General features: G+C 66.8%; 11 protein-coding genes and 1 riboswitch. Of the genes, 6 read left to right on the top strand and 5 right to left on the bottom strand.

Annotated elements, in window-relative coordinates:
- Positions 1 to 18: 18 nt before the first annotated feature.
- Positions 19 to 642 (top strand): LysE/ArgO family amino acid transporter, encoded by a 624-nt coding sequence (locus ACLKOZ_RS19060; protein ID WP_436477408.1) that lies wholly within the window; start codon positions 19 to 21, stop codon positions 640 to 642.
- A gap of 111 nt (positions 643 to 753) precedes the next feature.
- Positions 754 to 1,416, top strand: a complete 663-nt coding sequence (locus ACLKOZ_RS19065; RefSeq protein ID WP_436477410.1) for a hypothetical protein — start codon at positions 754 to 756, stop codon at positions 1,414 to 1,416.
- On the opposite strand, the gene ACLKOZ_RS19070 is transcribed toward ACLKOZ_RS19065, so the two are convergent.
- Positions 1,396 to 2,625, bottom strand: a complete 1,230-nt coding sequence (locus tag ACLKOZ_RS19070; protein ID WP_436477412.1) for a glutamate--cysteine ligase 2 — start codon at positions 2,623 to 2,625, stop codon at positions 1,396 to 1,398. The two genes, ACLKOZ_RS19065 and ACLKOZ_RS19070, sit on opposite strands and share 21 nt — an antisense overlap.
- Before the next feature lie 264 nt (positions 2,626 to 2,889).
- Between ACLKOZ_RS19070 and ACLKOZ_RS19075 the strand changes: the two genes are divergently transcribed.
- Positions 2,890 to 3,705: an endonuclease domain-containing protein gene (locus ACLKOZ_RS19075; protein WP_436477414.1), complete on the top strand. Its 816-nt coding sequence runs from the start codon at positions 2,890 to 2,892 to the stop codon at positions 3,703 to 3,705.
- A gap of 100 nt (positions 3,706 to 3,805) precedes the next feature.
- On the opposite strand, the gene ACLKOZ_RS19080 is transcribed toward ACLKOZ_RS19075, so the two are convergent.
- On the bottom strand, positions 3,806 to 5,329 hold the full coding sequence (locus ACLKOZ_RS19080) for a UDP-N-acetylglucosamine 1-carboxyvinyltransferase (protein ID WP_436477416.1): 1,524 nt from the start codon (positions 5,327 to 5,329) through the stop codon (positions 3,806 to 3,808).
- A gap of 178 nt (positions 5,330 to 5,507) precedes the next feature.
- On the opposite strand from ACLKOZ_RS19080, the gene ACLKOZ_RS19085 reads away from it, so the two are divergent.
- Positions 5,508 to 6,395: a hypothetical protein gene (locus ACLKOZ_RS19085; RefSeq protein WP_436477418.1), complete on the top strand. Its 888-nt coding sequence runs from the start codon at positions 5,508 to 5,510 to the stop codon at positions 6,393 to 6,395.
- A 54-nt stretch (positions 6,396 to 6,449) separates the two neighbouring features.
- Here ACLKOZ_RS19085 and ACLKOZ_RS19090 read toward each other — a convergent pair whose 3' ends face one another.
- Genes ACLKOZ_RS19090 through ACLKOZ_RS19100 form a run of 3 tightly spaced genes read right to left on the bottom strand, consistent with a single transcriptional unit; the run spans position 6,450 to position 9,405 of the window.
- Positions 6,450 to 7,244, bottom strand: a complete 795-nt coding sequence (locus ACLKOZ_RS19090; protein ID WP_436477420.1) for an energy-coupling factor transporter transmembrane component T family protein — start codon at positions 7,242 to 7,244, stop codon at positions 6,450 to 6,452.
- Positions 7,241 to 8,785, bottom strand: coding sequence for an ABC transporter ATP-binding protein (locus ACLKOZ_RS19095; protein ID WP_436477422.1), 1,545 nt, complete (start codon positions 8,783 to 8,785; stop codon positions 7,241 to 7,243). The genes ACLKOZ_RS19090 and ACLKOZ_RS19095 overlap by 4 nt, the downstream gene beginning before the upstream one ends.
- A complete protein-coding gene (locus ACLKOZ_RS19100; protein ID WP_436477424.1) occupies positions 8,785 to 9,405 on the bottom strand; it encodes an ECF transporter S component in 621 nt (206 codons plus the stop codon). The genes ACLKOZ_RS19095 and ACLKOZ_RS19100 overlap by 1 nt, the downstream gene beginning before the upstream one ends.
- Positions 9,406 to 9,469: 64 nt before the next feature.
- Positions 9,470 to 9,612: riboswitch (TPP riboswitch) on the bottom strand.
- Between the two features lie 73 nt (positions 9,613 to 9,685).
- On the opposite strand from ACLKOZ_RS19100, the gene ACLKOZ_RS19105 reads away from it, so the two are divergent.
- Both ACLKOZ_RS19105 and ACLKOZ_RS19110 read left to right on the top strand, forming a co-directional pair.
- Complete coding sequence (locus ACLKOZ_RS19105) at positions 9,686 to 10,228, top strand: heme-degrading domain-containing protein (protein ID WP_436477426.1); 543 nt, start codon at positions 9,686 to 9,688, stop codon at positions 10,226 to 10,228.
- 149 nt (positions 10,229 to 10,377) lie between these two features.
- Positions 10,378 to 12,513, top strand: coding sequence for a hypothetical protein (locus tag ACLKOZ_RS19110; protein ID WP_436477428.1), 2,136 nt, complete (start codon positions 10,378 to 10,380; stop codon positions 12,511 to 12,513).
- The last annotated feature ends 110 nt before the right edge of the window (positions 12,514 to 12,623 follow it).

Consider the following 12,623-nt stretch of genomic DNA (forward strand, 5'->3'; position numbering starts at 1 on the left):
CGCCGTACGTTGGATGACATGGATCTGACTGCACTTCTGGCCCCCATCGTGCTTGGCTTCGGCACCGGGCTTGCCCTCATCGTGGCTATCGGCAGCCAAAACGCGTTTGTCCTCCGGCAGGGCATCCGGGGTGAGCACGTAGCCGCCGTCGTGCTGGTCTGCAGTGTGTCCGACGCGCTGCTCATCGCCGCTGGGATCGCCGGGATCGGGGCACTCATTCACGCAAACCCGGCAGTAGTGGACGTGGCGCGCTATGCCGGCGCCATTTTCCTGCTGGGATACGGTGCCATGGCCGCCCGCAGGGCGATCCGCCCCGGCGCCCTCACAGCTTCGGGACAACATCCGGCCCTCAGCGCCGGGGCGGCCATCTCCACGGTCCTGGCCCTGACCTGGCTCAACCCGCACGTCTACCTGGATACCGTCCTGCTGCTCGGTTCGGTGGCCAACCAGCAGGCCCAGGATCTGCGCTGGTGGTTTGGGGCCGGTGCCATCACCGCCAGCATCGCGTGGTTCAGCGCGCTGGGGTTCGGCGCCCGGGTCCTGCGTCCGTTCTTTGCGCGTCCGTCCTCCTGGCGCCTCCTCGACGGCCTGATCGCCGTCGTGATGCTGGCCTTGGGCGTGCGACTGGCGATCGGTGCATGATGGCGGGCCCCGCTGGCTCTAACCTGTTGACCACGGCGGCACGTCGGCGTAGCTTCATGGTCACTACTGCGCTGTGCTGGGCCATCGCATCCGCCGGACCGGGAGGCAGCCATGCACGGGAAGCAGGCACTGCGGGGCAACAGGCCGTATCAAAAGGCCGGAACAGTCATCGTTGCGGCCAGTTGCTGTTGGGGCGTAGGCATTTCCTTCGTAGGAATGGTGCACGCCACCCAGGACCCGGCAGCGCGGCTGGCCATGCTGCAGCGCAGCCGGGGGCCCTGGATCGCCGGGCAGTTCCTCGCCGCCGCAGGGACCGCAGCGGTGCCCATCGGCTTCGTCCGATTCGCCCAGGCCCTCAGATCCGGCCCCGCGAAGACCCTCGCCACCGGCGCAGCGGCCGCCCTCGTCGTGGGCGCACCCCTGTTCGTTGTTGCCCTTGCGGACCGGGCATCGGATTTGGAGAAGTTCGCGTACCGGAGGGGTCCCAGCTGGCCGTTCCTGACCTACTCCGGCCTCCACATCGGCGCGCTGGCCGCCTTGGGTGCAGGCCTGCTGCTGTCGCCGTTGAAACCCTGGACCGGCATCACGGCGGCGGCGAGTGCTCCCGCCTTCGGCGCCATCCTGGCAGGGACAAAGGACATCCCGCCGTTTGTTTTCTACCTGGTGGAGGCCGCGGTGGGCGCCCAGCTTATGCGCTACGAAGAACCCGCTGCCCCGGTTGCGGACAACGCGGACACAGCGGACGCCGGGAGCCTAGGACTGGCGCACCCTTAGCAGTTCGGGGGCAGCATCGACCTCGGGCAGCCCGGAAGTTCCGCGCATTGTGATGCCCACGGCGTAGGAGACCACCGCAGCCAACCCGCCGTCGTCGGGCGGTGATTTTTCCAGCACCGAGTCCCAGACCCTACGCTGTTCAGCCGAACCGGTACCCCGGGCGATGATGTCCTCAACGCCCTGCCGTGCCAGGGACAGCTCGCCTTGTTCCTGGAGGACCGGCGCGAGGTAATCCACCAGGGAACGCACCACATCAACGGCGGGGGCAGGCCTGAACGTACCGAAATCCAGCAGTTCACCACCCAATCCGCTGCTGCTTGCCTGCCACGCGGCCATCCGGAGAAGGACGGTGGGGACCGGCGCCGGCTCGACGCCGTCGCGCCATTCCCTGCTGGCCGATTCAACCATCGCCCGCACCAGCACTGCGATCAGGGCGGCATCCTCCGCGCGCAGGCAGACGTCGGCCACGCGGACCTCCACAGTGGGGTGGTTCCGGGACAGGCGGGCATCAAAGTAGAGCATGCCCTCGTCCAGCATCACGCCACTGTCCAACAGGCGCGTCACCACCCGCCGGTACGCGGAGTACGTGCCGTAAATGCCCGCGGGACCGGACGTGGGCCACCGGTTCCAGGCCTGCGTCCGGTAACTCTCAAATCCTGTAGGCATCCCATTCCAGAAGGGCGAGTTGGCACTCAAGGCGGTGAGGACGGCCAGCTTGTCCCGGATCCTGTCCAGCACGGCTACGCCCTCATCGGGCGATTCGATGAAGGTATGGACGTGGAAGCCGCACGTCAGCTGCTCCTGAGCGGTCAGGCCGTACCGTTCCAGCATCCGTGCATAGCGCGGGTCCGGGGTGGTGTGGGTGGTGGAGCTGAGCGGCGACGTGGCCAGCGCGGCAACCCTGGCGCCATTCTTGAGCGCGGCCTGGTCGGCCAGCAGCCGCCCCGCCCGGATCTGCGGCAGCAGTTCGGAGTGCTGGAGGCACGGCCGCGTCTGGGTCTCGATCTGCTCAAGCTTGAGCTCGGCGCTCAGGCCCAGCTCGTCGTCGTCGTATACGGTCTTGTCTTGGGTCTCCAGCGCATGCGGATTCTCCGGTGCGTCGTCGGCCGCGAGCCGCCGGCCGGACAGCAGGGCATCCGCCAGAGCAAGGGGCGCCCCTGTGTCCGGATCAACGATCAGGAGCTCTTCCTCGACGCCGAATGTTCGCATGCCTCTATTCTGCTTCAACGCCGCCACGCTTGGCGGGGTTGGGGCCGATCATGACGAAGCGCGAACTATTCGACGCATTCTGCTCCATCATTCCTGCTTTGGGACAACGAGGGCCCTGAAGGCCGGGCGCGTTGTCCTGGCCCCGGCGAATGATGGTGCAAAATCCCCCGGGAAACAGCTCCTCCACAGTTGGGGTTGTCCACATAGCCACGCTCCACCAGCCAGGCGTGGGCAAAACCGTGGCTAGCTCGATCCATGGATCCTTTGGACTTTTTGAAATCCCTGGGCGGCGTGGCGCGGGTTGGCATGCTGCGGCGGGAAGGGTACTCAGCCCGCGACGTGCGGAGCCTGGGAACGGCCGGAGCCATCCAGCCCAGAAAAGGGGTCTGGGCACTACCGGATGCCAACCCCGAATTCAGGCAGGCAATCATCGACGATTCGCTCCTGACTTGCGCCTCGAGCGCGTCCTACTACGGGCTATGGCTCAAAGACAGGCCCGGCGGGCTGCACCTGGCCAGCCGACACAGGCGCAGCAAGTGCCGCCCCAGGCACGGCCGCCTCCGCTTCGAACAACACCAGCGCCTCCCCATCGCCAGCCCTGAAGACACGGTCATCCACGCGTTGACCTGCCTCCCGGAAGTCGACGCTGTGGCAATGGCGCAGTCCGCCATGCAACAGCACGGGATTCACCGCGCACTCCTCGAATCCGAACTGACAGCCAAGTATTTCGGAACCGCGCGGAAGCGTTTGGCGAAGGCAGACGGCTTGTCCGAGTCGGTACCGGAGATCAGTGCCAGACTTCTTTTCGAATCAGCAGGGCTAGCGTTCCGCAGGCAGGTCCAGATACCAGGTGTAGGGCGCGTGGACATCCTGATCGACGGTTGGCTGATTGTCGAAATCAATGGCTTCCAGTTCCACAGTTCACGTGCGGCCTGGCGCAAGGATATGTCCCGGTCCAACGTCGCCCAGGTCCAGGGCTACTCTGTCCTGAGCTACGCTCCGGAGCAGATCTGGAACAGTCCGGAGACGGTCCTGAAGGAAATCCGCGCTGTGCTGGAACGCGGGCGTCCCCGCGGGTGACGGATCCTGCCCCATCATTTCGTCTGGACGGGCCCGCAACCCCGGGATTCCGCAGGCTAACGGACAGGCGCCCCGAATGATGGAGCAGAATCGTTCAAAATCAGTCCTGGAAGTATTCGATTTTCGCCCCGATGGTGTTCAACCGCTCGGCCAGGTCCTCATAGCCGCGCTCGATCACGTAGATGTTCCGCAGCTCGGAGACGCCGCGGGCCGCCAGCATGGCCAGCAGCAGGCAAGCGGCGGGGCGGAGTGCCGGCGGGCAGCCCACCTCCGCCGCGCGCCAACGTGTGGGCCCCGTGACGTAGATCCGGTGCGGGTCCAGGAGCTGCACCTGGGCACCCAACCGGTTCAGCTCCGTGAGGTAGATGGCCCGGTTCTCGTAAACCCAGTCGTGGATCATGGTTTGGCCCTCGGCGTTGGCCGCGATCACCGCAAAGAACGGAAGGTTATCGATGTTCAGGCCGGGGAACGGCATGGGGTGGATTTTGTCCTCCGGCGCCCGCAGCTCGGACGGCTTGGTGGTGACATCCACCAGGCGGGTTCGGCCATTGCGGGCCATGTACTCTCCGGAAACCTCCAACTGCTGGCCCATCTGACCCAGCGTTGCCAGTTCAATTTCCATGAACTCGATGGGGACGCGGCGGATGGTCACCTCCGAGTTGGTGACGATGCCGGCCGTGATCAGGCTCATCGCCTCGATGGGATCCTCGGACGGGAAATATTCAATGTCGACGTCGATGTGCGGCTGCCCGGTGATCTTCAGGGTGGTAGTGCCCACGCCGTCGATGCTCACACCCAGCATCTGCAGGTAGAAACAGAGGTCCTGGACCATGTAGTTGGGGCTCGCGTTCCGGATCACGGTAGTGCCGCGGCGGTGGGCCGCTGCCATGATCGCGTTCTCGGTGACCGTGTCACCGCGCTCAGTCAGCACGAAGGAGCGGTCGAGGGTGTCCTCCTGCGGTGCCTGGACTGTGTAGAAACCAGCGGTGGCCTCCACCGAAAGCCCAAACTGGCGCAACGCCTGCATGTGCGGCTCCACTGTGCGCGTGCCGAGATCACAGCCGCCGGCGTACGGAAGGCGGTATTCCCCGGCCTCGTCCAGGAGCGGGCCGAGCAGCATAATGACGCTCCGCGTGCGGCGTGCCGCTTCCACATCCATGGCCGCCAGGTCCAGGGCGGCGGGGCGGCGGAGCTGGAGGTCGGTGTCGTTGAGCCAGGTGCACTCGACGCCGATACTGCTCAGGACCTCGACGATTCGATTGACTTCCTCAATCCGGGCCAGGCGCCGCAGGACCGTAGTGCCGCGGTTGATGAGGCTGGCACAGAGCAGCGCGACGCCGGCGTTCTTGCTGCTGTTTACGTCCACCGACCCGGACAGTGTGCGGGCACCCTCGACCCGCAGATGCGTCATCTGGGACGTGCCCACTTTGACGATGCTGAGTCCGAAAATGGCCTCCAGCCGCTGGATCATTTTCAGGCTCAGGTTCTGTTTCCCCTGTTCCATCCGTGCGACGGCACTTTGGCTGGTTCCAAGCTCGGCGGCCAGCTGTCCCTGGGTCCAGCCCTTCTGGCTGCGGGCCTCCCGGAGCGTTGCGGCAACGTGTTCAGCAGTTTCCTGAGTCATAAGAAAAAAATATCATAAATGAGCTATTTTGCCACGCGGTCACGCTGAACCGGGAGGACAGAGTCGCAATGTACCCACCTCATGCGATAGCCTTCGCTGCCCGCGGCCGCCCTTGACCCGCGTCGCCGCGGCGGAGGAGACTGGAAAGACCTGCCCGCCGGGCTAGGACGGAGGTCCCATGCACAGAGCTGTGCGGGGAACGGTACCCACCTCAACGGGTGCGCTGAGGCTAATCCGTTGCGCCCTGGCGATCGGCCTGGCCCTGCTGTTTGGCATGGTGTTCGCGCCGCCGGTTGCTGCAGTGCCCTCCCCCGGCGAGGGCAGCCCGTCGCTGCTGGGCAACGACGTCTCCTGGCCACAGTGCAACAAACCACTCCCCAGGGGCGCGGCCTTCGCCATTGTCGGAGTCAACAACGGCCGTGCCAACGCAACGAACCCCTGCCTCGCGGAGCAGTTGAAGTGGGCGAACGCCATCGACGCCAACGGGGACCGCGCAGAAAACCCCACCGCCCAGCCAACCGTTGCGCTCTACGTCAATACAGCCAATCCCGGACTGGCAGGCTCGTGGTGGCCCACCAGCAATGACTACCCCGCCGCAAAGCCTGTCCACAATCCGTACGGTGACTGCACCAGGAACAGCCATGACGATCCGGAGGTCAGCGAAGCCTGCTCCTACATGTACGGCTATGCCAAGGCCTACGACGACGCGTACCTCCGCGGCATCAGCAAGCCCTCGGAGTATGTATGGTGGCTCGACGTCGAAACCGGCAACTCATGGTCGGGCAACAGGAACTGGAACCGCGCAGTCCTCGAGGGCATGACCGATTTCTTCCACGGCATCGGCGCCGACGTCGGCATCTACTCCAGCGGGTACCAGTGGGGACAGATCGTAGGCACTGTCAGCAGCTCCAGCAGCCTTTACACCCTGCCCAGCTGGCTGGCAGGTGCCAGCACCGCAACAGGGGCCAAGGCGATCTGCTCCCAGGCCCCGCTCACCGCCGGCGGCAAGGTCGCACTCACCCAGTTCGTGTCCGGGGAATTCGACTACAACCACTCCTGTATCTGAACGTCGCGCTGAGGGCGGCTACTTCCTGATGAACGCCATACGTTCTCTCCAGGACTAGCCGCCGACGAAACTCCACGTGCCGGCAAACACGGCGGCGGCCACGGCCGCCGTGGCCATCAGGGCCCCGCCTGCCAGGACCCACACGTCGAGCCTGCTGTAGGTGGATTCACGTGCCCAGGTCCGGTCCCCGCCGCCGAAGCCACGCGCCTCCATGGTGACCGCGAGCCGGGACGCCCTGCGGATGGCTTGGACCAGGAGGCCGAAACTCTGGCCCAGGGTGGCTTTCATCCGTTGCACCGGGTTGCCGCGCGAGCCAACGCCGCGGGCGCGGCGGGCCATCCCAATGGTCTGCCACTCTTCGGCCATCAGGCCAACAAGCCGCATGGCCGCGAGCGTCCCCAGCACGAACCGGTGCGACAGCCGGGCCTTCTGGGCCAGCGCATCGGCGAGGTCGGTGGGATCGGTGCAGCTCATGAGGAGGATGGCTGGCAACGCGATCGCCAGGCCGCGGAGCATAAAGCCCAACCCCAGCTCCAGGGAGCCTTCGCTCATGGACCAGATGCCGACGTCGAGCAGTATCCTTCCGCTGTCCGGAGCCAAAATCGAGGTGCTCCAGCCACCCACGGCGGCCGCCAGGATCAGCGGCCAGCCGCGCTGCCACAGCAGCGTCAGGGTCAGTCCCGCGAGCGGGAAGAGCAGGAGTTCACAGAAGAGCGCCACGGAGGCGGAGACCCAGTCGATGGACAGCGCCAGCACCACGGTCATAAAGACGACGGCGGCGAACTTGCTCAGCGGATTGGCACGGGTCAGCAGTGCTTGGTTCCCCCGCAGTGTCAGTTCCTGCCTCATGGGGCCACCGCTTCGGTGGTGCCCAGCCGGAGCTCGGCGCCGCCCAGGGCCGTGCTGAATTCGGCATCGTGCGTTACGGATACCACGGCGGTGCCGGCGTCGAGCAGTTCGGAGAGGAAGGACGCGAGCTCGGCCCAGGTGTTGGCGTCCTGGCCGAAGGTTGGCTCGTCCAGGACCAGCACCTGCGGGTGGGCGGCGAGCACCGTGGCCACGGACAGCCGGCGCTTCTCACCGCCGGAGAGCGTGTAGGGATTGGCGTCCACGAGTTCGGTCAGCCGAAGCCGCTGGAGGAGCTCATCCACCCGTTCCTCGCCGTGGCCAAGATGCCTGGGGCCGAACATCAGCTCGTCCAGGACATTGCCGGTGACAAACTGGTGCTCTGGCTCCTGGAAGACGGTTCCGATGCGGGCGATCAGCTGGTCCGCCTTCCATTTGTAGGGGTCGATGCCTGCGCCCTGGCTCAGGTCCAGGGTGGCTGAAACGTTTCCCCCTATGGGTGCCAGCAGGCCGGCCAGGGTCAGCGCGAACGTGGACTTTCCCGCCCCGTTCGGACCTGTGATGGTGAGCGCCTGCCCGGCGCGGACCTGGGCTGAAAGGCCCTGTTGGACCGGAACCGGAGGGATGGTTTTGAAGCGGCGGCGGCCCGGCCGTTCCCGCGAAACGGCAAGGTCCTCGGCCGCCAGCAGCAGGTCCCCGGAGCCGCCGGAAGCCCGGTTCCGCGTGGCCGGAACAAAGCCGGGAACCCACACACCGGCAGCAATCAGCATGTCCCTCGCCTCGGCGAGGACCCGGTCGGGCGGCCCGTCCAGCAGTACTGCGGGATCAGTTGCGGAGCCTGGCTGCAGCACCACGATCCTGTCCACGAGGTCCTTCCAGACGGACACGCGGTGCTCCACCACAACCAGCGTGGCCCCGGTTTTGTCGAGGCAGCGGCCCACGGCGTCACGGACCTCGAGGACCCCGGTGGGATCCAGGTTGGCCGTGGGCTCGTCCAGGAGGATCAGCCCCGGCCGCATGGCCAGGATGCCGGCGAGCGCCAGGCGCTGCTTCTGCCCGCCGGACAGGGCCGACGTCGGGTGGTCCAGCGGCAGGTGGGAGAGCCCGACGTCGTCAAGCGCCTCGTGCACGCGCGCCCAGATCGCATCGCGCGGCACGGCGAGGTTCTCGGCACCAAAGGCGACGTCGTCGCCGAGCCGGGAGAGGACCACTTGCGTTTCGGGATCCTGCTGCACCAGCCCGGCGCGGCCGCGTCGCTCACGCGGGGACGCGCCGTCGATCCGCAGCGAACCGGATTCGTCGGAATCGCCTGCTTCGCCGTCGTCGTTCACATCCCCCAGCACCCCCGCGAGGGCGTGGAGCAGCGTGGATTTCCCCGCCCCTGACGGGCCCAGCAGGAGCACACGCTCCCCGGGCTTGATGTCCAGGTCCAGGGCGTGGACCGCAGGCCGGGACCGGCCGGCGTGCCGCCACCCCCAACCGCGGGCAGTGACGGCGGCGGGCCGCGTCGTAGCGGCTGTGCCGTCGTCGTAGGCTGCGGGCATTAGGAGAAGACGGGCTCCGACGCAGCCTTGCGGGACGCGAAGGAGCTCAGCACACCCGTCCTGGCCAGGCCGCGGGTGGCGATCCAGGACAGCGCGCCGGCGATGATCGCGCCCGAGATGGCGGTGAATACGATGTACGCGAGCTTGTCACCGGCGGCGTAGGCGATATTCCAGCCCCAGGGGGCGAAGGAGTCGTTCAGGCCGCAGAACAGCCCGGCCGCAGCGCCGGCCAGCAGCGCGATGGGCAGGTTGAACTTCTTGTAGACGAAGATGGCGAAGATGATCTCGGCGCCCAGGCCCTGGACGAAGCCGGAGAACAGCACGGAGGCACCGTACGGCGAGCCCATGATCAGTTCACCCATGGCGGCCACCGTTTCACAGAAGAGCGCGGCGCCCGGCTTGCGGATGATCAGCATGCCCAGCACGGCGGGGATCATCCAGCCACCGGCGATGAGGCCGGTCAGCGGCGGGTAGACGGCGTTCATGGGCGGGGAAACCGCGGCGGCGCCCTGGGACCACGCCCAGAAGATCACGCCGCCGGCGATGGCGATGAGGGCGGCCACCACGATGTCAACGATGCGCCAGGTGTAGCCGGTCTTTTTGATTGCTGCAGTGCTCATGTGATCCTCCTGAGGAACAGGAGGGGAAAGTGTTCCGGCGGTCGGCTTGCCGCCGGTTACCGCACACTTCGAGAACTCGACTCCCTTGCGCCGGTACTAACCGGATCAGGTTCGAGGGTCTGCGGCTGTCCCGCACTCTCAGCGCCCACCTGCGGTTCCCTGGCAATGCCAGTGATGCCCGACGGCGGCGCTCCCCTGTCGTTAATAAAGCTGGTCTTTGAATAATCTGCCCTGATGGGCGTGGTCCAGTTTACACCGCTGGGGCGGTAGATTGTGGGCCATGACTGCCAACAACCCGACTGTGACTGCGTTCAATCCCGACTCAAGGCTGCCCCAGCCATCAGGCCTGCTCGAGGCCCTGATTGACCGGATCGAGGCCGAGATCACCGAGCTGCAGTTTCCGCATTTCACCAAGGACGATTCCCTCAATCTGGGGTTGCTCCTGGTGGAGCTGGGGAAGTCGCGGCGGCTTCCCATCGCGATCGACATCACCAAGGGCGAGCAGGTGCTCTTCCACGTGGCTTTGGATGGCGCCACCCCGGACAACGAGCACTGGGTCAGGGCCAAGCAGCGCACCGCCGCCCGGTATGAGATCCCGTCATTGCTGGTGGGACTCCGCGGCAGGCTGCACGGGGGACGGATCGAGGACCACGGGTGGTTCGACGAATCCACCTACGCACCACACGGCGGCTCCTTCCCGGTGTACGTGGCCGGGGTGGGTGCGGTAGCCACGGTCACCGTTTCCGGGCTGCCGCAGCAGCAGGACCACGACCTCGTGGTGGAGGCCCTGCGCGAAATCCTGGGGTCCATGCGGGCCGAGTAAGCATACCCCGGGCTGGGCTTCCTGATACTCGCGAAGTTGACACGCTCCCCTGACGACACGAGGATGAAGTCTATCCGGAAAGCGTTTTCTCACTGGGTGCAACCGTGGAGGCCGCCGTCAGATCCGGCAGCCTTCAGGAGGGCGGGCATTTGAGCAGCCAGCACACCATCGACCGTCAAGCCCTGGTCCGCCGGCACAACGTGGAGCAGCGGAGCCTTGATCCCCGCAGCCCTGTTTCCGTGGGCAACGGCGAGTTCTGCTTCACCGTGGACCTCACCGGGCTCCAGACTCTCCCGGCCGAGTACCCCGTGGGAGCCCCGCCCGGCACGCTGCTCGGCACGCAGTCCCAATGGGGCTGGCACTCCATCCCCGCGGACGAGGAGTACAGCCTGGCGGGTTCCACGGTTCTGTACGATTCCGCGCGGGGCCCGGTCCCTTACCTGGACATGGTGGGGGACATCGTGGACGGCCGGGAGACCAAGGCGTCCCGCGCCGAGACCTGGCTGCGGGTCAACCCGCACCGCCTGGACCTGGGCCGGATCGGGTTCGCGTGGGAGGACCCCGCCGGGGCGCCACGGCCGCTGACCGCGGCAGACGTCGTCGACCCCGTCCAGATCCTGGACCTCTGGACCGGGACAGTCACCAGCACGTTCAGCCTCCGCGGCCATCCCGTCAGGGTCATCACCGCCTGCCATCCGGACCGGGACCAGATTGGCCTGATCGTGGAGTCCCCGGCCCTCCAGCACGGGCTGGTGGTCACGTTCGCCTTCCCCTATGGGTCCGAGGCGTGGCATGACGCCGCGGACTGGAACCGCCCCGCGGCCCACACCACCACCCTGGCGGGACCGGCGGGCACCTTGGACGGCTTCCAGCACTGGACCGTGGACCGCGACCTGGACGGATCGGGTTACCAGGTGACGGTGTCCGGAAAAGACCTCCGGCTGGACCAGTCAGGCGGGCACGAACTGCTGCTTCGCGCCGCATCCGGGCAGGACGTCCTTGACCTGGCCGTCCAGTTCACCAGCACCGGGCAAGGCGAATGCATCCTGCGCAGCTCTGGCGGCGCACCCTCGACTGGGACTGGAACCGCCGTCGCCCAGGCCTCCCGCGACCACTGGCCGAAGTTCTGGCAGTCCGGCGGCGCCGTCGAACTCCATGGCACACCCGACCCGCGGGCGGCTGAACTTGAACGCAGGATCGTCCTGTCCCAGTACCTCACGGCGATCAACTGCGCCGGATCCCTGCCACCACAGGAGACCGGGCTGGTGTGCAACTCCTGGCGGGGCCGCTTCCACCTGGAGATGCACTGGTGGCACGCCGCGCACTTCGCCCACTGGAACCGTACGGAACTGCTGCTCCCCGGCCTCCGCTGGTACCGAACCATCCTTGAGTCCGCGCGGCAGACGGCCAAGGCCCAAGGGTTCGACGGCGTCCGCTGGCCCAAGCAGGTGGGACCGGACGGGCGGGAAAGCCCCAGCCCGATCGGCACCTTCCTGATCTGGCAGCAGCCGCACCCCATCCACCTGGCCGAGCTGGCGTACCGGGCGGTGCCCTCGCGGGAATTGCTGGAGGAATTTTCGGAGATTGTGTTCGAAACCGCCGAGTTCATGGCAAGCTTCGCGCACCCCACGGCACGTGGCTTTGAGCTTGGGCCGCCGCTGATCCCCGCCCAGGAAAGTTATGAGGCCATCCGCGGGACGGTCGCCAACCCCACGTTCGAGCTGGCGTACTGGCAATGGGCGCTCCGCACCGCCAACACGTGGCGTGAACGCCTCGGCCTTCCCGGCTGCCCGGACTGGCAGGCCGTAGCGGACGGCATGGTCCGCCCGCGGACCGTCAACGGCGTCTACGCCGCGATCGACATCGAACCCTTCACCATCCGCACGGACCACCCGTCCATGCTGTGCGCACTGGGGGTGCTGCCGCAGACAGGCCTGATCGACCCGGAGATCATGCGCGCCACGCTCGCTGACGTGCTGGCCACCTGGGACTGGGACAGCACCTGGGGCTGGGACTACCCCGTGATGGCCATGACCGCCGCACGGCTGGAGGACCCGGAAACCGCCGTCGACGCCCTCCTGCAGGAGGCCGGGAAAAACACCGTCCTGCCAAACGGACACAACCGGCAGACAGATTCCCTTCCCCTCTACCTGCCAGGAAACGGCGGACTGCTGGCCACGGTCGCCCTGATGGCGGCGGGGTGGGACGGTGGCCCGGACCGGCACGCCCCGGGCTTCCCGGCAAGCTGGACCGTGGCCTGGGAGGGCCTGGTGCCGGCTCCCTAGCTGTATTACCCACGGAGGTTGGTGACGCGGCTGGCGGGTGGCTGACCCTTGAGTGCGGTGTGGCCTCGGTGGACTCTTCTATGTCTGTCAAGCCGCATTCATTGGTTCGA

This window comes from Arthrobacter sp. R4 (genome assembly GCF_051365025.1).
Taxonomy (GTDB): Bacteria; Actinomycetota; Actinomycetes; order Actinomycetales; family Micrococcaceae; genus Arthrobacter.

Coding starts and splice junctions, on each gene's coding strand:
- ACLKOZ_RS19085 (WP_436477418.1), top strand. CDS start 5,508: ATGCACAGAGCTGTGCGGGGAACGGTACCCACCTCAACGGGTGCGCTG.
- ACLKOZ_RS19095 (WP_436477422.1), bottom strand. CDS start 8,785: ATGCCCGCAGCCTACGACGACGGCACAGCCGCTACGACGCGGCCCGCC.
- ACLKOZ_RS19090 (WP_436477420.1), bottom strand. CDS start 7,244: ATGAGGCAGGAACTGACACTGCGGGGGAACCAAGCACTGCTGACCCGT.
- ACLKOZ_RS19070 (WP_436477412.1), bottom strand. CDS start 2,625: ATGCGAACATTCGGCGTCGAGGAAGAGCTCCTGATCGTTGATCCGGAC.
- ACLKOZ_RS19065 (WP_436477410.1), top strand. CDS start 754: ATGCACGGGAAGCAGGCACTGCGGGGCAACAGGCCGTATCAAAAGGCC.
- ACLKOZ_RS19105 (WP_436477426.1), top strand. CDS start 9,686: ATGACTGCCAACAACCCGACTGTGACTGCGTTCAATCCCGACTCAAGG.
- ACLKOZ_RS19060 (WP_436477408.1), top strand. CDS start 19: ATGGATCTGACTGCACTTCTGGCCCCCATCGTGCTTGGCTTCGGCACC.
- ACLKOZ_RS19080 (WP_436477416.1), bottom strand. CDS start 5,329: ATGACTCAGGAAACTGCTGAACACGTTGCCGCAACGCTCCGGGAGGCC.
- ACLKOZ_RS19100 (WP_436477424.1), bottom strand. CDS start 9,405: ATGAGCACTGCAGCAATCAAAAAGACCGGCTACACCTGGCGCATCGTT.